Origin of the sequence: Streptomyces sp. NPDC048416 (assembly GCF_043200435.1) — a bacterium.
Classification (GTDB): Bacteria; Actinomycetota; Actinomycetes; order Streptomycetales; family Streptomycetaceae; genus Streptomyces.
Genome location: NZ_JBICXU010000002.1, coordinates 251,113 through 274,466, shown reverse-complemented (window position 1 = coordinate 274,466; position 23,354 = coordinate 251,113). Strand labels below are relative to the sequence as shown.

General features: G+C 72.6%; 21 protein-coding genes. 8 read left to right on the top strand and 13 right to left on the bottom strand.

Annotated elements, in window-relative coordinates; translation table 11 throughout:
* Nucleotides 1-4: 4 nt before the first annotated feature.
* Both ACGFW5_RS04030 and ACGFW5_RS04025 read left to right on the top strand, forming a co-directional pair.
* The gene (locus ACGFW5_RS04030; RefSeq protein ID WP_393832585.1) at nucleotides 5-1,933 is read left to right on the top strand and encodes a fumarate reductase/succinate dehydrogenase flavoprotein subunit; all 1,929 of its coding nucleotides are present in this window, start codon (nucleotides 5-7) and stop codon (nucleotides 1,931-1,933) included.
* Nucleotides 1,930-2,700, top strand: a complete 771-nt coding sequence (locus tag ACGFW5_RS04025) for a succinate dehydrogenase/fumarate reductase iron-sulfur subunit (protein ID WP_393832584.1) — start codon at nucleotides 1,930-1,932, stop codon at nucleotides 2,698-2,700. The genes ACGFW5_RS04030 and ACGFW5_RS04025 overlap by 4 nt, the downstream gene beginning before the upstream one ends.
* Nucleotides 2,701-2,718: 18 nt before the next feature.
* On the opposite strand, the gene ACGFW5_RS04020 is transcribed toward ACGFW5_RS04025, so the two are convergent.
* Nucleotides 2,719-3,753, bottom strand: a complete 1,035-nt coding sequence (locus tag ACGFW5_RS04020; RefSeq protein ID WP_393832583.1) for a hypothetical protein — start codon at nucleotides 3,751-3,753, stop codon at nucleotides 2,719-2,721.
* 896 nt (nucleotides 3,754-4,649) lie between these two features.
* Between ACGFW5_RS04020 and ACGFW5_RS04015 the strand changes: the two genes are divergently transcribed.
* On the top strand, nucleotides 4,650-6,566 hold the full coding sequence (locus ACGFW5_RS04015) for a TPM domain-containing protein (RefSeq protein ID WP_393832582.1): 1,917 nt from the start codon (nucleotides 4,650-4,652) through the stop codon (nucleotides 6,564-6,566).
* 51 nt (nucleotides 6,567-6,617) lie between these two features.
* Nucleotides 6,618-7,313, top strand: a complete 696-nt coding sequence (locus ACGFW5_RS04010; RefSeq protein WP_393832581.1) for a PspA/IM30 family protein — start codon at nucleotides 6,618-6,620, stop codon at nucleotides 7,311-7,313.
* Between the two features lie 167 nt (nucleotides 7,314-7,480).
* Here ACGFW5_RS04010 and ACGFW5_RS04005 read toward each other — a convergent pair whose 3' ends face one another.
* The 7 genes from ACGFW5_RS04005 to ACGFW5_RS03975 form a co-directional block, all read right to left on the bottom strand.
* A complete protein-coding gene (locus ACGFW5_RS04005) occupies nucleotides 7,481-10,015 on the bottom strand; it encodes a SpoIIE family protein phosphatase (RefSeq protein ID WP_393832580.1) in 2,535 nt (844 codons plus the stop codon).
* Nucleotides 10,016-10,180: 165 nt separating this feature from the next.
* On the bottom strand, nucleotides 10,181-10,585 hold the full coding sequence (locus ACGFW5_RS04000) for an ATP-binding protein (RefSeq protein WP_393832579.1): 405 nt from the start codon (nucleotides 10,583-10,585) through the stop codon (nucleotides 10,181-10,183).
* 93 nt (nucleotides 10,586-10,678) lie between these two features.
* Nucleotides 10,679-11,080 (bottom strand): (deoxy)nucleoside triphosphate pyrophosphohydrolase, encoded by a 402-nt coding sequence (locus tag ACGFW5_RS03995; RefSeq protein ID WP_393832578.1) that lies wholly within the window; start codon nucleotides 11,078-11,080, stop codon nucleotides 10,679-10,681.
* A gap of 178 nt (nucleotides 11,081-11,258) precedes the next feature.
* On the bottom strand, nucleotides 11,259-11,441 hold the full coding sequence (locus ACGFW5_RS03990) for an SPOR domain-containing protein (protein WP_393832577.1): 183 nt from the start codon (nucleotides 11,439-11,441) through the stop codon (nucleotides 11,259-11,261).
* A gap of 269 nt (nucleotides 11,442-11,710) precedes the next feature.
* Complete coding sequence (locus ACGFW5_RS03985) at nucleotides 11,711-12,463, bottom strand: GntR family transcriptional regulator (protein WP_393832576.1); 753 nt, start codon at nucleotides 12,461-12,463, stop codon at nucleotides 11,711-11,713.
* A gap of 156 nt (nucleotides 12,464-12,619) precedes the next feature.
* Nucleotides 12,620-13,708 carry a DUF4190 domain-containing protein gene (locus ACGFW5_RS03980; protein WP_393832575.1) on the bottom strand — a complete coding sequence of 363 codons (1,089 nt, stop codon included), beginning with the start codon at nucleotides 13,706-13,708 and terminating at the stop codon, nucleotides 12,620-12,622.
* A 334-nt stretch (nucleotides 13,709-14,042) separates the two neighbouring features.
* Nucleotides 14,043-14,927, bottom strand: a complete 885-nt coding sequence (locus ACGFW5_RS03975) for a carbon-nitrogen hydrolase family protein (protein WP_393832574.1) — start codon at nucleotides 14,925-14,927, stop codon at nucleotides 14,043-14,045.
* Nucleotides 14,928-15,132: 205 nt separating this feature from the next.
* Between ACGFW5_RS03975 and ACGFW5_RS03970 the strand changes: the two genes are divergently transcribed.
* The gene (locus tag ACGFW5_RS03970; protein ID WP_393832573.1) at nucleotides 15,133-15,318 is read left to right on the top strand and encodes a hypothetical protein; all 186 of its coding nucleotides are present in this window, start codon (nucleotides 15,133-15,135) and stop codon (nucleotides 15,316-15,318) included.
* A 220-nt stretch (nucleotides 15,319-15,538) separates the two neighbouring features.
* On the top strand, nucleotides 15,539-15,772 hold the full coding sequence (locus ACGFW5_RS03965) for a hypothetical protein (RefSeq protein WP_393832572.1): 234 nt from the start codon (nucleotides 15,539-15,541) through the stop codon (nucleotides 15,770-15,772).
* Nucleotides 15,773-15,824: 52 nt separating this feature from the next.
* On the opposite strand, the gene ACGFW5_RS03960 is transcribed toward ACGFW5_RS03965, so the two are convergent.
* Genes ACGFW5_RS03960 through ACGFW5_RS03940 form a run of 5 tightly spaced genes read right to left on the bottom strand, consistent with a single transcriptional unit; the run spans nucleotide 15,825 to nucleotide 20,305 of the window.
* Nucleotides 15,825-18,374, bottom strand: coding sequence for an ABC transporter permease (locus ACGFW5_RS03960; RefSeq protein WP_393832571.1), 2,550 nt, complete (start codon nucleotides 18,372-18,374; stop codon nucleotides 15,825-15,827).
* Nucleotides 18,371-19,168, bottom strand: coding sequence for an ABC transporter ATP-binding protein (locus tag ACGFW5_RS03955; RefSeq protein ID WP_393832729.1), 798 nt, complete (start codon nucleotides 19,166-19,168; stop codon nucleotides 18,371-18,373). The genes ACGFW5_RS03960 and ACGFW5_RS03955 overlap by 4 nt, the downstream gene beginning before the upstream one ends.
* Nucleotides 19,168-19,956: a sensor domain-containing protein gene (locus ACGFW5_RS03950; RefSeq protein ID WP_393832570.1), complete on the bottom strand. Its 789-nt coding sequence runs from the start codon at nucleotides 19,954-19,956 to the stop codon at nucleotides 19,168-19,170. Before ACGFW5_RS03950 ends, ACGFW5_RS03955 begins: the two co-directional genes overlap by 1 nt.
* Nucleotides 19,953-20,186 carry a hypothetical protein gene (locus ACGFW5_RS03945; protein ID WP_393832569.1) on the bottom strand — a complete coding sequence of 78 codons (234 nt, stop codon included), beginning with the start codon at nucleotides 20,184-20,186 and terminating at the stop codon, nucleotides 19,953-19,955. The genes ACGFW5_RS03950 and ACGFW5_RS03945 overlap by 4 nt, the downstream gene beginning before the upstream one ends.
* Entirely contained in the window at nucleotides 20,183-20,305 is a 123-nt protein-coding gene (locus ACGFW5_RS03940) for a hypothetical protein (RefSeq protein ID WP_393832568.1), read from the bottom strand. Before ACGFW5_RS03940 ends, ACGFW5_RS03945 begins: the two co-directional genes overlap by 4 nt.
* Nucleotides 20,306-20,555: 250 nt before the next feature.
* Between ACGFW5_RS03940 and ACGFW5_RS03935 the strand changes: the two genes are divergently transcribed.
* Complete coding sequence (locus tag ACGFW5_RS03935; RefSeq protein WP_393832567.1) at nucleotides 20,556-22,790, top strand: MMPL family transporter; 2,235 nt, start codon at nucleotides 20,556-20,558, stop codon at nucleotides 22,788-22,790.
* 163 nt (nucleotides 22,791-22,953) lie between these two features.
* Nucleotides 22,954-23,322 carry an ArsR/SmtB family transcription factor gene (locus tag ACGFW5_RS03930; RefSeq protein WP_393832566.1) on the top strand — a complete coding sequence of 123 codons (369 nt, stop codon included), beginning with the start codon at nucleotides 22,954-22,956 and terminating at the stop codon, nucleotides 23,320-23,322.
* The last annotated feature ends 32 nt before the right edge of the window (nucleotides 23,323-23,354 follow it).

The following is a 23,354-nucleotide window of genomic DNA, read 5'->3' as shown; positions in this document are numbered from 1 at the left end:
GTAGATGACTCAGCTGGAACGGCAGCAGTGGGACGTCGTCGTGGTGGGCGCGGGTGGCGCCGGACTGCGGGCCGCGATCGAGGCGCGCGAGCGGGGCAGGCGTACGGCGGTGATCTGCAAGTCCCTCTTCGGCAAGGCGCACACCGTGATGGCCGAGGGCGGCATCGCCGCCTCCATGGGCAACGTCAACTCCGGTGACAACTGGCAGGTCCACTTCCGCGACACCATGCGCGGCGGGAAGTTCCTCAACCAGTGGCGGATGGCGGAGCTCCACGCCCGCGAAGCACCCGAGCGCGTCTGGGAGTTGGAGACCTGGGGCGCTCTGTTCGACCGCACCCCCGACGGCCGGATCTCGCAGCGCAACTTCGGCGGCCACGAGTATCCGCGCCTGGCGCACGTCGGCGACCGTACGGGTCTGGAACTCATCCGCACCCTCCAGCAGAAGATCGTGAGCCTCCAGCAGCAGGACAAGAAGGAGTTCGGGGACTACGAGGCGCGCCTGAAGGTCTTCCAGGAGTGCACGGTGACACGGGTCCTGAAGGACGGGAACCGGGTCTCGGGCACCTTCTGCTACGAGCGCGAGAGCGGCCGGTTCTTCGTCCTTGAGGCGCCCGCGGTGGTCCTGGCCACCGGCGGGATCGGCAAATCCTTCAAGGTGACCTCCAACTCGTGGGAGTACACCGGCGACGGGCACGCCCTCGCGCTGCTCGCCGGGGCGCCGCTCCTCAACATGGAGTTCGTGCAGTTCCACCCCACCGGCATGGTCTGGCCGCCCTCGGTCAAGGGCATCCTGGTCACCGAGTCGGTGCGCGGCGACGGCGGGGTGCTGCGCAACTCCGACGGCAAGCGCTTCATGTTCGACTACGTGCCGGACGTCTTCAAGGAGAAGTACGCGGAGTCCGAGCAGGAGGGCGACCGCTGGTACGAGGACCCGGACCACAACCGGCGCCCGCCCGAACTGCTGCCACGCGACGAGGTCGCCCGCGCCATCAACGCCGAGGTGAAGGCGGGCCGGGGCACCCCGCACGGCGGCGTCTTCCTGGACGTGTCCACCCGGATGCCCGCCGAGGTGATCCGGCGCCGGCTGCCGTCGATGTACCACCAGTTCAAGGAGCTGGCGGACGTGGACATCACGGCCGAGGCGATGGAGGTCGGGCCCACCTGCCACTACGTGATGGGCGGCATCGCGGTCGACTCCGACTCGGCGGCGGCCCGCGGGGTGCCGGGCCTGTTCGCCGCCGGTGAGGTCGCGGGCGGCATGCACGGCTCCAACCGGCTCGGCGGCAACTCGCTCTCGGACCTGCTGGTCTTCGGGCGGCGGGCGGGGCTGCACGCCGCCGAGTACGCGGCCACGCTCGCCGTGCGCCCCGCCGTGGAGGAGAGCCAGATCGACACGGCGGCCGCCGAGGCCCTGCGCCCCTTCAGCGCGGAGGCCCCCGAGGACGGCTCGCCGGTCGAGAACCCGTACACCCTGCACCAGGAGCTCCAGCAGGCGATGAACGACCTGGTGGGCATCATTCGCCGGGAGGGCGAGATGCGCCAGGCGCTGCGCAAGCTGGCCGAGCTGCGGGCCCGGGCCCGGCGGGCCGGGGTGGAGGGGCACCGCCAGTTCAACCCGGGCTGGCACCTGGCGCTCGACCTGCGCAACATGCTCCTGGTGAGCGAGTGCGTGGCGCGGGCCGCCCTGGAGCGCACCGAGAGCCGCGGCGGCCACACCCGTGAGGACTGGCCGTCGATGGACCGCTCGTGGCGCCGCGTGAACCTGCTGTGTCACCTCGCCGACCCCACCGACGGCCTGGCGCCGCCCGAGTCGGAGCGCGGCCAGATCAGGCTCGCCCGCGAGGAGACCGACCCCGTCCGTGCCGATCTGCTCTCCCTCTTCGAGAAGGAGGAGCTGGTCAAGTACCTCGCCGAAGAGGAGCTGTACGAGTGACTACGTACGATGCGAGCTTCCGGGTCTGGCGCGGCGACACCGGTGGCGGTGCGCTGACCGATTTCACGGTCGAGGTGAACGACGGCGAGGTGGTCCTCGACATCATCCACCGCCTCCAGGCCACCCAGGCGCCCGACCTCGCGGTGCGCTGGAACTGCAAGGCGGGCAAGTGCGGTTCGTGCAGCGCGGAGATCAACGGGCGGCCCCGCCTGATGTGCATGACCCGCATGTCGGTGTTCGACGTGTCGGACGTCATCACGGTAACTCCCTTGCGGGCCTTCCCCGTTGTGCGCGACCTGGTGACGGACGTGTCCTTCAACTACGCGAAGGCCCGGGAGGTCCCGGCGTTCGTGCCTCCCGAGGGGGTGGCGCCCGGCGAGTACCGGATGCAGCAGATCGACGTGGAGCGCTCGCAGGAGTTCCGCAAGTGCATCGAGTGCTTCCTGTGCCAGGACACCTGCCATGTGGTGCGCGACCACGAGGAGAACAAGGAGGCTTTCGCCGGCCCGCGCTTCCTGATGCGCGTCGCCGAGCTGGACATGCATCCGCTGGACGCCGCCTCCGCCGCGGGCCTCGACCGCAAGCGGACCGCGCAGGACGACCACGGGCTCGGCTACTGCAACATCACCAAGTGCTGTACGGAGGTGTGCCCCGAGCACATCAAGATCACCGACAACGCGCTGATCCCGCTGAAGGAGCGGGCGGTGGACCGCAAGTACGACCCGCTGGTGTGGCTGGGCAGCCGGATCGGGCGACGCACATCCTGACGGGGGTGCGGGGGCCGGTCAGCTCCAGCCCTTGCGGTAGGCCGCCCAGTCCTCCTTGCGCTCCGCGAAGTCGACGTACAGGGCGACGCCGAAGTGCTGACGGTGGCGGTCGGTGCGGGCGAGCCCGAGCCGGGCTCCGCGCACGGCCGCCTCCACGGTCTCGGCGGAGCCGTGGTGGGTCATGCTCTCGTCGTCGTAGAACGGCAGCCCGATGAGCAAGTCGGTTTGTTTCGGGGTGACTTGCAGGGCGAGGGCGGTCTGCCGGGCGACGTATCCGCCGTACAGGCTCTGGAGGGGCATCGACGTGTCGTACGACATCACGGCGATCTGGTCGACCCGGCGGGCGACTTGGCCGAAGTAGGCCTGCGACCACCACTTGCCGTGGCCGGTGAGGTCACTGGCCGCGGTGTGCAGGGCGGGCAGCGGGTCTATCTGGTGCGCGGCCACGGACAGCAGGGCGCCGCGGGGCCGGGTGAGGGCGCGCAGCGAGTCGAGCAGGGCGAGGTAGTTCCGGTCGCCGGAGGGCAGGGGCTCCAGGTCGAAGTGGACACCGTCGACGTGGGCGCCGTCCAGCACCTGGCGGGCGGTGGTGACGACCGCGGCGCGGGTCGCGGCGTCGTCGAGCCGCAGCCCGACGGGTCCCTCACTCGCCAACTCGTCGCCGAGCCAGGCCTGTACGCGCACGCCGGGCAGCCTGCGGTGCACGCCTTCGACCAGCCAGGAGGCCCTCGGGTAGCGGGCGGCGGGAAGGGTGCCGTCGTGGTTGAGCGGTCCGGTGTGCACGAAGAGGTCCTTGATGCCGCTGCCGCGCACCTTGGCGGCGAAGGCGTCGAGATCCTGGTCGCTTTTGCGTCCGTCGACCCAGGCATGCCCGAGCCAGTACGCGTCCCGGTCGCGGGTCCTGGTGTCGGCGCCGGGAACGCCTGCGTACTGGGCGCGCAGGCCGACGCCGGCCGCGGCGACGGCCACGGTGAGGGTGAGGGCGGTGGTGAGCAGGGTGCGGCGCGTCCGGCGTCCGCCGCGGCCCCGCCACCAGGTACGTATCCCCGCCATGCTGCCTCCCCCTGCGCCCCCTGCCCCGGCGGCTTACCCTAGCCGCACGCGCCCGTCCGCCGGGCGGGCCGCCCCCCACGCACCCCGACTGCGCCCGGCCCCGGCGCGCCGCGGGGCCCCGGGTGCCTGCCGTCCCTGCCTGCACGCCGTGGATGGCTGAGCGCGCAGTTCCCCGCGCCGGCCCCTGGCGGGGTGGAGGCGCGCCCACTGCACCCGGGCCCGGTGCGCCGTGGGGCCTTGGTGTCTGCCGTCCCTGCCTGCACACCGTGCACGGCTGAGCGCGCAGTTCCCCGCGCCCCCTGGCGGGGTGGAGGCGCACCCACTGCACACGCGCCCGGTACGCCGCGGGGCCTTGGTGTCTGCCGACCCTGCCTGCACACCGTGCACGGCTGAGCGCGCAGTTCCCCGCGCCCCCTGACGGGGTGGAGGCGCGCCTCCTGCACCCGGGCCCGGTACGCCGCGGAACCTTGGTGCCTGCCGTCCCTGCCTGCACACCGTGCACGGCTGAGCGCGCAGTTCCCCGCGCCCCCTGACGGGGTGTGACTCGACCACCTCTCCGAGCGCGGCACCCCCTGGGACCGCATGCCGCCAGGGGCGCGGGGAACTGCGCGCCCGGCCACGCACGGTGCGCAAGCCGAAAGCCGTACCGGGTCCACCTGAGACCTGAGCCCGTCCGGCGATTGAGGACACAGGGTGCCCAGCCAACCCACGGGGCAAGCGTCGGCAACCCAGCCCGTCCGGCGATTGAGGACGCAAGGTGGGCAGCCGACCCACGAGGCGGGCGCCGGCAACCCAGCCCGTCCGGCGATTGAGGACACAGGGTGCGCAGCCCCCCGGACGCGGGAGGCGGCACTTTCCGGTCGCGAGGGATCCGTTCCAGCCATACGCTCGGTCGTGTGACGCCGCCCGCCAAGAGAGCCCGGCACCGTGCCGCCGCCCAAGGCCTCGCGGTGTCCGCGGCACTGTGCTGGACGCTGCTCACCGGCCCCGCCGCCCACGCCGCCCACGCCGGGCATCCCGGGCACGCCGCCCACCTTGGGCACCCCGGGCACCCCGGCCCCGCCGCCCACCTCGGGCACCCCGGCCCCGCCGCCCACGCCGGGCAGCTGGGAACAACCCCCCGCAGAACAACCCCCCGCACGAGCCCCGCACAGGACTCCGCCCGCCCCGCGCTCGCCAACGGCACCCACGGCGGCGGGAGTTCAAGCAGTGACCTCGTGCTGCCCATCGGCCTCGTCGTCGTGGCCGGCGCCGCCGCGGCCTACGCGTACGGCAAGCGGAAATGGCGTACCGCGTCACGGACCACGCCCGGCGGCTCGGCCGTGCACAATCGCTCCGTACCGCCCGCCCCCGTGGAGTTCGACGTGCTCGACGGCGAGGTGCGCGCCGCGCTGGTCGGCGCCGACGAAGCGGTCCGTACGCGCGAGCAGGAGCTGGCCCGCGCGCAGGAGCGGTGTGGCCCGGAGGCGGTACGCCCCCTCGCCGACGCACTCGCCCGTGCGCGGAGCGAGCTGGCCACCGCGTTCCGGCTGCGGCAGGAACTCGACGAAGGCCGGCCCCCAAACGAGGCGGCCCGGCGCCACGTACTCGCCGAGATGGCCGCCCGCTGCGACGGAGCGGGCCGGCATCTGGACGCGGAAGCAGAGGCTTTCGACCGCCTGCGCGCACACGAGCTGAGCCCCGCGCGGGCCCTGGCCCCCACCGAGGCGGCCTTCCGTGAGCTCACCACCCGTACCGGCGCCGCGGAAGCCTCGCTCGGCGCGCTGCGGCGGGAGTACGCCTCGTCCGCGTCGGCTCCGTTCGCCGGGCACATCGAGGACGCGAAGGACCGCCTGGTGTTCGCGACGACGAGCCTCAACGGCGCTCGCCAGGCTCTCGACGCGGGGGACGACGAGGCAGCCGCGGCCCGCGTCCGTGACGCCGAGGACGCCGTCGGCCAGGCAGACGTCCTGGTCGCATCGGTCGAGCGGCGCGGACGCGAGCTCGCCGACGCGGCACAGCAGCTGTCCGCGTCACTGACCGCGTGCGAGGCCGATCTCGCGGACGCCCGGCGGCAGTTGGAGGGCTTGAGCGAGCCCCCGGCCGGTCTGCCTGAGCGGATCAGTCGGGCGGAGTCCGTACTCGCGGGCGTTCGCGAGGAGTCGACCGCGGGCCCCTACGATCCCGTCGCGGGGTTGCGCCGGATCCTGAACGCCGACGCCGACGCCGACGCCGCACCGGCGGCTGGGGCGCACGAGGGCGAGGACGCCGTGCTGCGCGCGCCCGCGCTCCTCGACGCGGCGGACCTGACCGCGCGCGCCTCGATCGCCGCAGCGGACGACCACATCGCCACCCATCGCGGTGTGGCCGGCAGCGGGTCCCGTACCCGGCTCGCGGCGGCCCGGACCCGCCTGGAGCAGGCGCCGCCCCGTGCGACGGACGCGCCGGGCGCCCTGTCGGCGGCCCGGGCGGCCGACGCCCTGGCGCGAGAGGCCCTGGACCTCGCCGAGCAGGACGTGGCGGCGTATGCGCAACAGGGCTCGGCCGGCAGAGCCGGGAACGGCGCCCCGGGTGCCACGGCCAACAGCGAGGCCGCGGACGGCAATCCGGTTGCCCAGCCCCGCGGCAGGGCCGAGACCGACGCCCCGAGCACCAGCACACCCCACGCCGACGCCCAGGGCGGCAACCCGGGCGCCGCACCGAACCCCAAGGCCCCGGACGCCGCACCCCACCCCGAACCCCCCGACGCCACCCCGGACAGCCCGCCCGACGTCAAGGACCTGAACGACGGCCCCGCGTCCCGCCCCGGGCGGGCCGACGGTGGCGGGCTCTGAGCCGCACGGCGGGTGGGGATTCCCGAGACAGCTACGCGCGAGGAGAGAGCGATGAGCGACAAGCAGTCCGTGCTCGGCCGCGTCGTCCGGCTGGCGAACACCGACGTCGGCGCCCTGGTCGAGCGCGCCGAGGACCGCGGCGCCGTGCTCGGGCGGCTCGTACGCGACTACACCGCCGCCATCGCCGACGCCGAGCGGGCCGTGTCCACCACGCTCGGCACGCTGCGGCTGCTCGAACAGGACCATGCCGAGGACGTGAAGGCGGACGCGGAGTGGGGCGCGCGGGCCCGCGCGGTCAGCCGGAAGGCGGACGCGCTGCGGGCAACGGGGTCGGACGCGGCGGCGGACACCTTCGACCGGCTCGCCAAGGTCGCGCTCGGCAAACAGCTCAGGGCGGAGCGGGAGGCGACGGCGGCGGAGCCCGCGATCGCGGCCCAGCGGGACCTCGTCGCCCGGCTCGGCGCGGCGCTCGACGGGATGCGGACCCGGCTCGGCCGGCTGAAGTCGCAGCACGACGGGGTGCCGGCGCGCGAACGGACGCGGGATGCGGCCGACAGCGTCAACGTCCTTGACACCACGACCGAGTTGGGGCGTTTCGAGGACAAGGTGCGGCGCGAGGAGGCGCGGCTGGCGGGCGAGGGGGAGCTCGCCGCCTCCTGTCTGGACGCCGAGTTCGAGCGGCTTGAGCGCCCGGCCGACACGGCGGAGGTCGAGGCGAGGCTGGCCGCCCTGAAGGCGACCACCTGAGCCCAGCCCACCCCCGTGGCGTACCGACAGAACGTGACGCACTCCCGGCCGGCCACCCATCACGCCCCGCCCCGCACAGGGGCCGGGGCGGGGCGAGGCCCGCCGTCCTGAGGGCGACCGCCACGCCCACCCCGGTGTCATGCCGGGCCGCCGGGCGTGACGCAGCGTCAGAACATGCTCAGGATCTGCTCCTCGGTCAGCTCCGGGGGGCCCGAGTCCCCGTCCGGCAGGGCGAGTTCGAACCAGACCGTCTTGCCGCGCGGGGTGCGCCTGGCCCCCCAGGCGGCGCTGAGCAGCCCGACCAGTTGGAGTCCGCGGCCGCCCTCGTCGGTGTCGCGGGCCCTGCGCCGCCTCGGCTGCACAAGACCGGCGTCCCACACCTCGCACACGAGCGTACGGTCGCGAAGGAGCCGGAGCCTGATCTCCCCGTCGCCGTAACGCAGGGCGTTGGTGACGAGCTCGCTGACCAGGAGTTCGGTGGTGTCGACGAGGTCGTCGAGGTCCCAGGCGAGCAGCTGGGTGCGGGCGAGTTCGCGGGCGCGGCCCACCGAGCGGGGCTCGCGCGGCAGCCGCCAGTCGCCGACCGCGTCCGCGGGCAGGCCCTGGACGCGGGCGAGGAGCAGCGCGATGTCGTCCTCGCCGTGGCGGGTGTCGAGTGAGCCGAGCACCTGGTCGCAGACGTCCTCAAGGGGCCGGTCGGGGTCGGTGAGCGTCTTGCGGAAGGCGGTGAGTCCTTCTTCCAGCGGGTGGTCGCGGGACTCGACGAGCCCGTCGGTGTAGAGCGCGAGCAGGGCGCCCTCGGGCAGATCGACCTCGACCTCCTCGAAGGGCTCGCCGCCGACGCCGAGCGGCAGCCCTGGCGGCACGTCGAGGAGCATGGCGGGCTCCCCCGGGTCGTCGCCCGGCTCGACCAGGACGGGCGGCAGGTGCCCGGCGTTGGCGAACGTACAGCGCCGGGTGACCGGGTCGTAGACCGCGTACACACAGGTCGCGAGGTAGACCTCGGAGAGGTCGGCGTCGCGGGACTTGTGCGAGACCCGGGGTGCCTGCTGGCTGCCGCCCGGGGCGCCGAGACCGCGGGCGATCTCGTCGAGGTGCGAGAGCACTTCGGCCGGCTCCAGGTCGAGCAGTGCCAGGGTCCGCACGGCGGTGCGCAGTTCGCCCATGGCGACGGCGGCGCGCAGGCCGCGGCCCATGACGTCGCCGATGACGAGCGCGGTGCGGTGTCCGGGCAGCTCGATGACGTCGAACCAGTCGCCGCCGACCTCGGACTCGGCGCTGCCGGGGAGGTAGCGGCAGGCGATGTCGAGCCCGGTGGCCTCGGGGTCGCCGGGCGGCAGCAGGGAGCGCTGGAGGATCAGGGCGCGCTCGTGCTCCCTGCGGTAGAGGCGGGCGTTGTCGATGCAGACGGCGGCGCGCGAGGCGAGCTCGGTGGCGAGCGCGCGGTCGCGCTCGCCGAAGGGTTCGCTGCCCTTGGCGCGGGCGAACTGCACCAGGCCGACGACGGTGTCGTGGGCGACCATGGGGACGGCGAGGGTCGTGTGCACGAGGCCGCCGGGCGCGGGCACGGTGTGCACCCGCGCGGTACGCAGGGCGCTCGCGTACGGGGAGTGGAACCGGTAGCGGTGCACGTCGCCGACCTCCACCTCCACCTCGCCACCTGTCGGGGGTCCGTCCGACACGGCGCTCGCGAAGGCGACCCGGCGCAGTTCGCCCCGTCCGTCGGAGCTGCCGGGGCCGGGGTCGTCGCCGGCGAGCAGGGACTGGTAGAGGTCGACGGACGCCAGGTCGCAGAAGCCGGGGACGGCGATGTCGAGGAGTTCCCTGGCGGTGGTCTCCAGGTCGAGGGTGTTGCCCATCCGGGCGCCCGCCTCGTTCAGGAGGGCGAGGTTGCGGCGGGCGTCGGCGGCTTCGCGTGCCGCGTTGTGACGGCGGGTCACGTCGATGCCGAGGCCGGCCACCCCGATGGGGCGGCCGGTGCCGCTGTGCACCCGGTAGAGGTTGATCGACCAGTGCCTGCGGTCCTTGCCGCCGGGCGCCGAACCCACGATCTGGAGGTCTATGACGGACTCCCCGCTCTCCAGGACCCGGCGCAGGGCGGCGGACATCCGGTCGGCCTCGGGGCGGGAGAGGTAGTCGTGCACCGTGTGGCCGCGGTGCTCGTCGGGGGCGCCGCCGAAGACGGTGGCGAAACGCCGGTTGGCGCGCAGCACGGTGAGGTCCGTACCGAACAGCAGGAAGCCATAGGGAGATTGACCAAAAATGGCCTGCGATGCGGCCAGGTCGGTCTCGATCCCGCGCAGGGCGCGTACGTCCACGACGATACAGAGCGCGGCCCGCTCGTCGGTGGCCGTCCGGCTCGGCATGACGTACAGCTCGGCCAGACCCTGGGCGCGTTCGCCGCCCTCGGGTGACGGCACGCGGAACGGGACGACGCCCGTCCACTCCTTGCCGTCCAGGATCTCGGCGACCCGGCGGTGGCCGCGCGGGCGCAGCTCGGGGGGCATGAACGCCTCGACAGGATCGCGCCCGATCACGGCGGCCGCGGCAAGGCCGAACTGCTCCTCGGCCCGCAGGCTCCACTGCTCGATCAGTCCGTCCGGCCCGATCGAGAACGAGGCGACGCGGATGTAGTCATAGATCGAGCCAGGCGGGCTGCTCTGCCACACGACATCGCCAGCCGTCTCAGGTATCTCGCTCACGCGACCGTCCCCTCCAGCTCACCGCACCGGACCGGCCTTGACCGCAGTATTCAGCACTACGGCCCCAGTCGGCACGGCGTTCACGATCACATCCCGGTCTCGTTCTTTTCCGGCCGTTGTCGGCGCGTTTCCGTCGCCGTCGTGATCGTCCGTCCCTCACTCCTTCTAACCATGCAGAGCCAGCTCGAACCACACGGTCTTGCCCGTTCTGCCGCGGCGTGTCCCCCAGCGCCGCGCGGAACAGGCCACCAGCTGCATTCCCCGGCCCCCTTCGTCGTCGATTCCGGCGGTGCGTTCGACGGGCGCATCCGGAAGCGGATCGGAGACTTCCACCAGCAGGGTGGCACTGTCGAGCCGGTCGAGCCGGACGCCGATGGGTCCCGACGCGTAGCGAAGGGAGTTGGTCACCAGCTCACTGACCAGGAGGACCGCCACGTCCACGGCCCCGTGGTCGAGGTCCCAGCCGCGCAGCGCGTCCCGGACGGCATGCCTGGCGGTCCGTACGGCCCCCGGCTCAGCAGGGAAGGTCCACTCGGCGCACTCGCCCGAGGTGTCGATCACGCCGATCACCCGCATCCGATGGTTCGGGGGGTTTAGAAACGATTAATAGGCACATACCCGGTATTTGGGACGTCGTATCCCCAAGTGGGGCGGATGGCGGCACTAATGACGCAGGTTCCCCAGGATGCGCATCGCTTCGGCGACCGCGGGCAGGTCCTGAGGGAGCCAGTCGACGGCATCGGCCTCGTCGGGGGCGAGCCAGCGCAGTTCGTCGTGGTCCTGGAGCGGGCGGGGTTCGCCGTCGAGCAGCCGCGCGGTCCACGCATGCAGGACGAGCCCGGGCCTGAGCGGCCATTCCCCCGCGATCCGCTCCAGCGGCTCGGTCTCGATGCCCAGTTCCTCGCGCAGTTCGCGTACGAGCGCCTGCTGCGGGCTCTCGCCGGGTTCCACCTTGCCGCCGGGCAGTTCCCAGCGGCCGGCCAGCTCGGGCGGGGCGCTGCGGCGCGCTGCGAGCAGCCGGCCCCGGTCGTACACGGCTCCGGCCACCACGACGGTGTCATTCATGCGCCGGAGCGTAACGCGCACGCCCGCGCCTCTCCGCATCCTGTCCCGGGCCGACCATCGGAGACCGCCGGAGGCCGCCGCCGGGTATCTCTGTCGCGCGTCACCGTTGGACGCCACCAACGCAGGTCCCCGCCACACGCTCCCATCGCACGTCCCCGCCGCACGCCCCGCCGGAACGTCACTGCTGAGCGGGGGCGCCGATCCGCTCGACCCAGTAGAGCTGCTTGTGCCCGCGGTCGTCGAGGCGGTCGGCCATGCGCTGCGCCTCCGCCCGCGTGGCGTACTTGCCGACGCGGTACTGGTTGCCGTTGTCGTCCTGACGTATCACCAGCCAGGCGAGCACAGCACCACTGTCGTTCATCGCATCTCTCCCGGCGTCGGCGTGCAGGTCAGTAGGCATCCCCAGGGAACCGCAATCCGCATATGCCCGAGCCTACGCCTGACCTTTACTCAGCGGATCCGTGTTTGCACAAAGAGATACGAATTCGGTCAACGCGGCCCATGCGAACGGGGGCGCACCCATGGGTGCGCCCCCGTGTTCCGCGGCACGCCTCGGCGTGCGTACGGCAGTGGCAGTGGCAGTGGCAGTAACAGTGGCGGTCGTAGTGGCAGGGGCAGGAGGGGCCGGGGTTACTTCACCGGCAGGTGGTAGGCGATCCGGTAGCGGTCGGCGGGAACGACGACGTCCGCGGTCTCGACCGCGAGCCCCGACGCGTAGTAGGTCCGCTCGATGACGATGACCACGTGCCCGGGGACACCGCCGAGCGCCAGAAGCTCCTCCGCGAGCCCCGGCCGCGCGCCGACCTCCTCCACCACGTTGTCCACCACGATGTCGATCGCGGCCATCCGCTCGACCACCCCGCAGCCGCCGAGCGGCCCCTCCTCGGGCAGCATCACCGGGGTGCGGCCGGTGACGGACAGCGGCTCCCACGACGTGGACAGCATCATCTGCTCCCCCGCGTCCCGGAATCCGTACCGCGTCCGCATCACGCGGTCGCCGGGGCGGATGCCGAGCCGCTTGGCGATCTCCGGGGTGGCCTCCTCCTGCTCGCTGCTGGACTCCCACGTCCCGCGCGCCGCCTCCTCCGCCTGCTCCTGGCGGAACGGGCTCGCGCCCTTCGCGGTCCGGTACCCCGAGCGGGCGACACGGCGGGGCACCGGGCGCTCGCGCACATACGTGCCCGAGCCGGAGCGCCCCTCCACCAGGCCCTCCGCCATCAACACCTTGCGGGCCTCCAGGGCCACGGTGTCCGAAACCCCGTACTCCTCGCGGATCCTGGCCTGCGAAGGAAGCCGGGTGTGCGGCGGCAGCGAACCACTCACGATCTTCTCCCGCAGATCGCTGGCTACGCGCAGATAGGCCGGCTGCTCACCGAATGTCACTGGCCACTCCCATCAGGTTGACAGACTGCAACAGCGTGGCAACCGTGGGTTGACTCCCGCAAGCAGAGGCCAAACATTCACTCGAAGTGATGACTTGCCTCTGCCCAGGGCGTACCCGCGGTACAGCGGATACGTTCTGCCCCCCTCGCGACCTTCTCAGACGCTCTTGGAACCACCGGTTCCGGAACCGGTCCCGCTTCCGTCGCCCCGACCGCCGCCGGAGCCGCCACCGGAGCCGCCACCGGAGTCACGGTCGGTCGACGGCGGAGTGGTCGCGAGGGCGAGCGCACCGCGCGCGGCGATCTCCGCCGACTGCTTCTGCGCCGTGCCGGCCGCCGCGGAGTGCCGGTAGAAGGTGTCCGCGTCGGTGGCGTCCGCCGCCTTCGCCCACTCCTTCTGCGCGACCCTCAGCCCGTCGATGTACGGCTGCACGGCGGTGGCGGACGTGGACGGCCAGGTGTGTGCGCTCAACTCGCCCGTCTGCGTCTCCAGTACGCCGGCCACCTTGCCCGCCCACACCTTGAACCCGAGCAGGTCGTCCTCGACCGCGTCCTCGTCGGGCGCCTTGGCCATGACGTTCTCGACGGCGTCGGCCGCCTTCAGGAACGCGAGCTGATCGGCGTCCAGGGTGGTGTCGTCATTGCGCACGGAACCCTGGAGCTTGGCGCCCTGCGAGGCGAACGCGCAGGTCACCGTGTGGTCGCCCATGGCCCAGCTCTGCCTGCTCGGCGTGTAGTAGTAGGGGTCCGCGTTGGCCGGCACCTTCCACCGGTCCATGGCGTACGCCTGCTCCAGGTCGAGGCAGCGCGAGTCCGCCTGGGTGGAGATCGCGCTCTCGCCCGGGTAGAGGCCGTTGGCGTTCAGCCGGAACGAACCGGAGACCTCGGCGTCGTGCCGGTCCGCGCACGGCACGATCCGCACCGAGGCGACCTCACGCTCCAGCTTGCCGCCCGGCACGTCGAAGCAGTCGCCCTTGTGCAGGTTGAGGGTGCTCCGCGAGGAGGTGGAGTCGTTCCAGCCCTCCTTGAAGCTCTGCCAGTTGTCGGCGAGGCTGCCCGTCACGATCGAAAGGACCAGCAGGATCGTGGAGATCGTGGAGAGTGCGACGCCGGCGATGGCCAGGCCCTTGCCGCGCTGCCCCTTCTTCTTGATCTTCCCGAGGGCCAGTACGCCCAGGAGCAGACCGAGCGGGGGTATGCAGCACACGATGCCGGTGACGAACGAGGCGATGGCGAGACCGCTCATGGGCGGCTGCTGCGGCGCCGCCGGATACGGGTACCAGGGCCCGCCGTTCATCGGCTGCCCCGGGTACGGGCCCGGCGGGCCCCCAAGTGCCGCCGGATACGGGCCCGGCTGGGCCCCCGGCGCCTGGTTCGGTGCCGGCCATCCGAACCCCTGCCCCGGCTGCGGCTCCTGGGGCTGCCCGGGTGCGGGCGGCGGCGGTATCTCCACGGGAACGGTGCTCCTCATCGGGTGGTGCGAACGGTTGCGCGAATGCGCATCGTACGCGGGCGGCGACGGGGTGCAGCGGGCTGGCCCGCCCAGGGTCGGTCCCCGGCCGGGCGTGCCTCATGACCGCCTACGCGGCGGGCCGGCCCCCGCCCACCGGGTCGTGCCGCCCGGCCGGTGCCGTGCGCAGGACGGCTCGCGGCGCGGCGCCCGTCTCGTGCAGGTCACGCAGCATCGGCTCGGCCTCCCGCGCCGCGCGCAGCCGGCCGGGAAGCAGGTCGGCGACGACCAGTTCCTCCTCGGTGGGGCTCCCCTCGGCGACGACACGGCCGTCCGGTCCCCACACCGCGCTGCTCCCGCACGTGCGCCAACCGCCGGTCACGCCGATGTGGTTGGCGAGCACCGCGTACACCGTGTTGTCGAAAGCCCGGGCCGGGAACCAGATCCGGGACTCGTGATGGCCGTTGCCCTCGCTGAACAGCGCGCCCACGACGTAGGCGTGGCAGCCGTCGAGCGCGGCGGCGCGGGCGTGCTCGGGGAAGCCGGAGTCGTAACAGATCCCCAACCCCAGCCGCCAGCCGTCCACTTCGAGGGTGGCCCCGGCCGGGCCCTGCCGGTAGAGCGCCCGTTCCTGCTTGAACAGGGTCTGCTTGTCGTAGCGCCCGACGATTCCGGTCCCGTCCATCACGAAAGCGGACACGTACAGCTCTCCGCCGTCCAGGACGGCGGCTCCGACGACGGCGATGACCCCGGCCGCCCGGCACGCGTCGGCGATCGGGGCCAGCCGGTCGTCGCCCGGGTGCGCGGCGCAGCGCTCGGGGTCGGCGCGGATGAGGTCGGGCTCGTACCCGCTGAGGAACTTCTCGGGGAACACCACGACCCGTGCCCCGGCGTCGCCCGCGGCCCGCACCAGCCGCGCCACGGTGGCCGCGTTGACCTCGACCTCCCCCGGGGCGGCCTGCGCCTGCGCGGCGGCGATACGAAGGGGGGTCCCGGGAAGCTGGAATTCAGTCACGGGCCTCGACCCTACCGGCCGCCCGGGCGGCGCCCCCGGGCGCCAGCGCGGCGGCAGTTGCGAGGGCATTCGGGGTGCCGACGACTGTCCGTAATCGCTTGAAATGCGATGGAAGTCCCGTCGTGGCACGCTGATCGAGGCCCGGTGGAGCCGTGGGAAAAGCCCCGGTCCCCCAGCCCCTCAGACCTTGTAGGAGTGACCGCAGATGGGCATCAAGGACCAGTTCGACGACAAGGCGCAGGAGCTTGCGCGGAACGCCAAGGACGCGATGGGCTCGAAGGAGGACGAGACGCAGGAGCGGGCGCGTCAGGTCCGCGAGAAGGGCCAGGGCGACCCGCGGCGCTCCGAGCAGGACGCGCAGAGCGGCCTCGACCAGGACTACGAGGTCTGACACGGCGCTCCCCCCAGACGGAAGCGGCGCACCCGCGACACCGGGTGCGCCGCTTTCGCGCGCCGCGGCGACGCCGTCCGGCCGAGGCGTGAGGACGGCGGACGGGGTCCTCGCGGCGTGCCGGTGCAGGGAGCGCGCGCCGCCCCGGGGCCACCGAACGTGGATACGATCCCCTGAGCCACGGGTAACGAGGACTGAACGAACCCCAGGGGGAGCCCACATGACCGGCGCTGTCATCGCCATCGCCATCGTTTTGATCGTCATCGGCGGCATCACGGCGAGCGTGGTCGCGTACTTCGGGTTGCAGCGCCACCGCGCCGACGCCGTCGCCATGGCCGAGTACCGCAGACTCGCCGAGGAGGCCGTCGCCAACCAGGCCGCTCTGCAAGGGCAGTTCAGCGAGCTGCATGACCGCGTCAAGTCGGTCGAGAGCCTGCTGCGCAGCGTCGACTGACCACCTGCCCCCGGCCGCGGTCAGCCGCGGCCGGGGGGTGCGCCGGGCGGGTTCACTCGCGCAGGGCCGCCCCCGCGCCGGGCCGGCCGCGCAGGACGAGCGCGGCCGAGAGCAGCGTGGTGAGCAGTGTCAGGGCGAAGGCGGCGGCCACCACCGCGGCCAGGATCCACGGCGAGCCCTCGGGGACCGGCGAGCCCAGCACGCTCAGGCTGAGCGGCACCAGGGTCAGCGTCGCGACCAGTCCCCCGAGTACGAGCCCGGCCACCGCGACCAGGATCGCCTCCACCGTCATCATCCGCAGCACCTGGCGGCGGGTGGCTCCGACGAGCCGTTGCAGCATGAACTCCCCGCGCCGCTCGGCGGTCGCGAGGACCTGGGTGTTGACCAGGGCGATCGCCGCGTAGGCGATGACCACGCCGAGCACCAGGTACGCCATCCAGGCCTGGGTGTCGTCCTCGCTCTCGTGCACGGCGCCGACCATGGCGCGGGGCAGCACGGTGAGGCCGGGGTGCTGCCCGGCCAGCGCCGACAGGCTGTGCGCCAGGGCGCCGGGGTCGGTGCCGGGCGCGGCGGTCACCGTGATCTGCGGGACGAGGCCCGCGTCGGTGTGCTGGACCAGGAGCGAGGCCGGGAGCAGCGCGGTCTCGTAACCGCGGCGCGCGTCGAGGGTGGCGACCAGTCTCAGCGAGACCTCGGTGCCGTCGCCGAGCCGCATCGGGACCATGTCGCCGATCGTGAACCCGCCGGCTTCGGACGCCGGAAGGGCGACGCTGTCGCCGTGCAGCCCGTCGAGGCTGCCGGTCCTGGCGCGGAACGCGGTGGTGCCGCCCACGCCTTCGGCGGTGACGCCCTGCATCGGCATCTCGGTGGGCTCGAAGTCGCCCTCGTCGATCTCGGACCGGGAGGGCGGGGTCTTGGGCTCCAGGTAGCCGAGGCTGGAGATCTGGGCGGAGGCCGCCGCGACTCCGGGCTGTTTCCTGATGGTGTCCACCATGTCCGCGGGGAGGCCGCCCGCCACCGAGGTGACCGCCAGGTCGGCCCGCATGTTCTCGCTGAACGCCCGTTGGGATCCGCTGGACTGGGTGGTCTGGAGGTAGATCAGCGCGGTGGCGAGGCCGGTGGCGAGCATGACCGGCATCACCGCTGCGGCCGTCCGGCCGATCCGTGCCCGGGCGTTGAGGGTGGCGAGCCGGCCGGCGAGTCCCGTCACCGCACGCAGCGGCCAGTGGATCGCGGCCGTGATCACTTTGGCGAGGCCGGGTCCGAGCAGTCCGAATCCGGCGGTCCACAGCATCGCCGCCGGGGTCGCCGTGCTGCCCGCCATGGGGCCCGACATATGGGCGGTGACCAGGGCGAGCGTGGTGCCGCCGCCGAGGAAGAGCACGGCGAACACCAGCCGCGGCACGCTGACCCATCTGCGGTGCAAGGAGGCTTCGGCGAGTGCTTCGGTCGGCCGGGTGCGCGCCGCGCCGCGGGCCGAGATGAAGGCCGCGCCGAGCGCCGTGAGCAGGGCCGCGCCCACGCCCGTCACCATCGGGATCCAACCGGCGCGGTACGCCAGGGCGTCGGGCACCACGCCACCGCGGGCGAACGCGGCGAGCAGCCACCTGCCGACCCGCGGCCCGGGGTAGCAGGCGAGGCCGGTGGCGATGACGGCGATGAACAGGGTCTCGCCGAGGATCAGCCGGCGCAGCTGGCCGGGTGTGGTGCCGATGGCTCGCAGCAGCGCCATCTCGCGCTGTCGCTGCTGGATCGAGAGACCCGTGGTGCTGGACACCACGAAGACGGTGACCATCGCGGACAGGCCGCCGAACACCGAGGCCAGGGTGACCAGTTTGGTCCCGTCGGTGACGATGGAGGGGTTCTCGGCCCACCCGCGCCGGTCGCCGGTCAGTACGGAGACGGGGCTGCCCGCGGTGGCCTTCTCGATGTCCGCCACGATCCGGCCCCGGTCGGCCCCCGGCGTGGTGAGCACGCCGATGGTGTCGAGCGTGCCGGGCCGGCCGTCAACCTGTGCGGCCGACTGGTCGGAGAGGAACAGGGTGTCGCCGTCGCCGCTCGCGGTGGCGAGGCCGGACACCGTGAGCGTCTTGGCGCCGCCGTGCACGAGCAGCCGGATCCGCTGCCCGGCGCCGATGCCGGCCTTCGCGGCGAGCCGCGCGTCGAGCACGACCTGGCCGGGGCCGGTCGGCGCGCCGCCCGTGGTGAGCCGGTACGGGGCGAGGCGCGCGGAGGACCAGCCGTGGCCCGTGACCCGCACGGGAGCGCCACTGCCCGACTCGGGCGCCACGGCGGCGTCGAAGGAGACGTCCGGCACGGCGTCGGCCACGCCGGGCACCGCCTTGATCGTGGCGGTCAACGAGGCGTCCAAGCGCACGCGTTCGGTGAAGACGCTCTCGCCGTGGGTGCCGGGATGGCTCTGGTCGCCGGTGACGACGATCGGGGCGGCGCCGAGCCGCCCGGGGGGTGCGGCGCTGTGCAGACCGGTCTCGAAAAGACCGCCGCAGCCGATCACGATCGCGGCGCCGAAGAACAGCGCGATGAACGAGGCGATGAAGCCGCCCTTGTGGAAGCGCAGGGTGCGCAGCGCGATGCGGATCACCGGGGCGCCCCGTGTCCGGCCCGGGCCGCGACGGAGTCCTGGCCCCACGCGCCGAGCCCCGTCATGCGTTCGGCGACCTGGTCGGCGGTGGGCCGGTCGAGATGGCTGACGAACCGGCCGTCGGCGAGGAACAGCACGCGGTCGGCGTGCGATGCGGCGACCGGGTCGTGGGTGACCATCACCATGGTCTGGCCGGCCTCCCGCACGGCCTCGCGCAGCAGCATCAGGACTTCGCGGGCGGCGTAGGTGTCGAGCGCGCCGGTCGGTTCGTCGCCGAAGATCACCGCGGGCTCGGTGATGAGTGCCCGGGCGATGGCGACGCGTTGCTGCTGGCCGCCGGAGAGCTCGGCGGGGCGGTTGTGGCGCCGATCGGCCAGGCCGACGCGTTCCAGCGCCTGCGCCACGGCGGCCTTCTTGGGCCGGTGGCCCGCGAGCCGGAGCGGCAGGGCGACGTTGTCGACCACGCTCAGGGCGGGCAGCAGGTTGAACGCCTGGAAGATGAACCCGATCCGCTCACGGCGCAGCTTGGTCAACTGGCGCTCCTTGAGCGGCCCGAGGTCCACTCCGTCGAGCAGGACCGTTCCCGATGTGGGCCGGTCGAGTCCCGCCGCGCAGTGCAGGAACGTGGACTTGCCGGACCCGGAGGGGCCCATGACCGCGGTGAAGGTGCCGCGCGGCAGGCCGAGGGTCACCCCGTCGAGGGCGGCCACCCGGTTCTTGGAGTTTCCGTAGAGCTTGTGCACGGATTCGAGCCGTACGACGTCCTGGTGGTGCGGCGGGGTTGGCGTCCCCATCATGGTCGGTGTCCTTCGCTGAGGGTGGGCCCGGACCGCGGGCGCGTCGCTACGAGCGCCAGGGGGCCGGGCTCGGTGAGGATCTGCTTGGCCCGCGCCAGCGGGTCGGGCGGCGGGCGGAGCAGGGTGTGGGCGACGGTCAGGTGCAGCCGGGCCGCCGCGACCACGAGGTAGGAGGCGTACAGGACGAGCGCGAGGCAGAGCGCCGAGGTGACCAGCGCGGCCGGCCAGCTGTCGATCCACCCGCCCGGGGCGCCGTCGTCGGGCCCGCCGATCCACACTCCCCTGACGGAACTCCCGTCACTCTGACGGGAGTTGACGCTCCAGAACCACAGCGGCAGCGAGACGCCGGCGAGGAGCCCCAGCCACACCGTGAGCGCGAGGAGGTCGAGCAGCAGCAGGAACGGGAACAGGAGGACCACGCAGGCGATGTCCCGCAGCGTGACCGGGTCGGCGCAGCGCGCCCTGAGCTGCCCCGCGAGGCCCGGCTTCGCCGGCTGCCGGTAGGCGTACGGGACCGGCGCGTCGATGAGCACGGCGCGGCCCCGCTCGACCTGGGCGCAGCAGCGGACGACCCAGGCCGCGCCGACGGTCAGCGCCAGCGTGACGGTGAGCTGCATGAACACCAGGCCCAGCAGCAGGGCGGCGCCGGCGACGGCGAACAGAGCGGGGCCCGCCACCAGATAGCCGGCCAGATAACCCGTGGCGCGCCAGGGCGTGGCCGAGAACAGCATCCGCACCGGATGACGGTGGACGGGCAGCCGCCGGGCGGCCCTCAGCGCGCTCATCCGACGCTCCGCAGCAGGTTCTCGATGGAGCGCAACCGCTCGTCGAGGGCGCCCAGTTGGCTGTGCAGGGCCTGCTGTACGGCGGGCAACTCCTCGGCCAGTCGGCGGAATTCGGCCATGGCGACCGCGTCCGCCCGGTGCCTGAGCAGCCGGAAGTAGGCGACCACGCTGCCCGTGATGCCGCCCACGACGAGCAGCGTGATGGTGATGGTGATGACGGCGCCGGTCATGCCGCGGTCCCCTTTTTCATGGTGGCGGGCCCTTCCCTGTCCTGGGCGACGGCCCCGGCGATCGTGGCGGGGTCGTCCACGTACAGCTCGAACGGCGCCGACACGACGTACGTCGACACCCCGCAACCCCGGGGCCTGTAAGCCGAGACTTACACATGACTGCACACGCGGTCAAGGCCGGGCCTCCGCACTCCCGCACCCCCTCGGACCTGCATCCTGGCGCCTCCAACTCCCTTCACACACAAGGGGAATGGCGCGCGCGAGGGGCCCACCCGGCGCCCACGTCGAGGGTTGACGGCCCACCAGACCACGTGTAACTCTCGACTTACACCCGTCGGGTAGTAGTGACTTCTGTAAGGAGCTGGGTCAGTGAAGAGACAGCCAATCACCGTGAAGGTGGCGAGCTGGAGTGCCCTGCACCCAGGACGGGCCCTCATCGGCTGGTTCGTGTTCGTCGCCCTGTGTCTCGTCCTCGGCGGCGCGGTCGGCACGGTCGACGCCGGCGACAAGGACTACTGGGTGGGCGAGGCGGGCCGGGCCGAGGCCATCGCATCGGAGGGCAACCTCCAGCACAAGCCCGCCGAACGGGTCATGATCACCGACCGCTCGGGCGCCGCCCCCGGCACGGCCGCCCAGAGCGCCGCGCGGGACGTCGCCGCCCGGATGAAGCAGCTGCCCGAGGTCGCACAGGTCGCGGACCCCGTGCGGTCGGCCGACGGCACGATGCTCATGGTCGAAGTGACCATGAAGGGCCTGCGACTTGAGGCCCAGAAGCACATCCAGCCGCTGCTCGATGAGACCGCCGAGGTCCAGAAGAACAACCCCGGCCTGCGCATCGAGGAGTCCGGCGACGCCTCGGTCTCCAAGGGCCTCGACTCGTCGCGCGACGACGACCTCGCGACCTCCGAGGAGATCACCTTCCCGGTCACCCTGATCACGCTGCTGGTCGTGTTCGGCTCGCTGATCATGGTCGGCGTACCGCTGCTGCTCGCGGTCTCCTCGATCGGCGCCGCCATGGGCCTGTCCCAGCTGATCTCGCACCTGGTGCCCGACGCGGGCGTCGGCAAGAGCGTCATCCTGCTGATCGGGATGGCGGTCGGCGTCGACTACACGCTCTTCTACCTCAAGCGGGAACGGGAGGAACGGGCCCGCGCGGGCGGCCGGCTCAGCCCCGAGGCCCTGGTGGGGATCGCCGCCGCGACATCGGGCCGGGCCATCGCCGTCTCCGGCCTCGCCGTCGCCCTGTCCACCGCCACCCTCTTCCTCGCCACCGACATCATCTTCACCTCGCTGGCCATCGCCACCATCGTGGTCGTCCTGGTCGCCGTCCTCAGCTCGATGGTCGCGCTGCCCGCCCTGCTGGTCCTCATCGGCCGGCGTCTGGACCGCAGGACCGCCCGCGCGACAGCGCGCGGCAAGCGGATCAGGGCGCACAAGTCCGAAGAGCTCGGCCGGGTGTGGAGCGCGCTGCTGCGGCCCGCCAAGAACCATCCGGCAGCCACCCTGCTGGTCTCCGTGCTCGTGATGTGCGGCCTCGCGCTCCCCGCGTTCGGCATGCACCTGCGGGTGCTGAACACCGCCACGCACTCCCGGGCCATCCCGCAGATGAAGGTCTACGACCGGCTCAACGCGGCCTTCCCCGACCTGCTGGCCGAGCACTGGGTGATGGTGCGCGACAACAACCCCGGCGAGAAGGCCGAGGTGCGGTCGGCCCTGAACGAGCTGGCCGCCAAGGCCCAGGCCGACCCGATGTTCGCCAAGAAGGCCCCCCGGCTGGAGACGTCACCGGACGGCAGGATCAGCGTCCTGACCCTGTCCGTGCCCCACAACCTGAGCTCCCCCCAGGCGCACGACTCGCTGAAGGAACTGCGCCAGGACTTCCTGCCGGAGACCCTGGGGAAGGTGAAGGGCGCCGAGTTCGCGGTCAGCGGTCCCGTCGCCCAGGACGCCGACTACCTCGCCCACCAGAACGACAAGCTGCCCATCGTCGTCGGGTTCCTGCTCCTGCTGACCTTCATCCTGACGCTGTTCGTCTTCGGCTCGGCGACCATCGCCGCGCTGGGTGTCCTGCTCAACCTGCTGTCCGTCGGCGCCTCGTTCGGGCTGGTCGTCGTCTTCTTCCAATGGGGCCTGGCCTCCACGGTGTTCGGCTTCGAGGACGGCGCCACGCACGCCATCGGCTCCCGTGTACCGCTGTTCCTCTTCGTGATCCTGTTCGGCCTCTCGATGGACTACCAGGTCTTCGTCGTCAGCCGGATCAAGGAGGCGGCGCAGCGCGGAGTGCCCACCCGGCAGGCCGTGATCGACGGGATCGGCCACTCGGCCAAGGTGGTCACCAGCGCGGCGATCGTCATGGTCACCGTCTTCGCCAGCTTCATGTTCCTGCACCTGGCCGAGATGAAGCAGATCGGCTTCAGCCTGGCGGTGGCGGTCCTCCTGGACGCCTTCGTCATCCGGGTCATGATCCTCCCCGCCGCCCTGATGCTGCTCGGCAACGCGAGCTGGTGGCCGTCCCGCACGATGCGACGGGCACAGCGCCACGCCACCACCGCCCCGGCCGGTGACCCGACGGCCCTGAGCCCGGCGGTCCGTACCCATCATTAGGTCGCCGGGCGCCTGCGGCGGACGCCGGCCCGGACATCCCTCCGGTCCGGCGTCCGCCCCTTCCCGGGCCGGTGCGCCTGTAGGGCACGACGTACGTTTGACAGCCGTTCATGTCATGGGAAAGTCTCGACCTACAGGTTTCCGGAATGCCAGAGGTGGGGCCATGACCAGCGAGGAGCTACTGGCCGTACTTGCCGCCGTCGGCCACGCCCAGCGGCTCAGGGTCATCGCCGAACTCTCCGACGGCCGCATGTACGTCAGCGAACTCGCACGCCGTCTCGGCATGTCCCGGCCCCTGCTCTACATGCATCTGGAGCGGCTGGAAAAGGCCGGGCTCGTCCTCGGCAGCCTGGAGCTCTCCGAGGACGGCAAGGCCCTGAAGTACTTCGAACTGGCCCCCTTCGACCTGCATGTGAACGTCGCCACGATCCTCGCGGCCGTGGCGCAGGACGCCGCGGCGGGCCCCGTGGCAGGAGAGGCCGAAGAACCCGGACCGGCCACCGCGCCCAAGGCGAAGAGGAAGCGCGCCTAGGGGTGTCTGGTGGATCATGGCCGGGGGTGCGG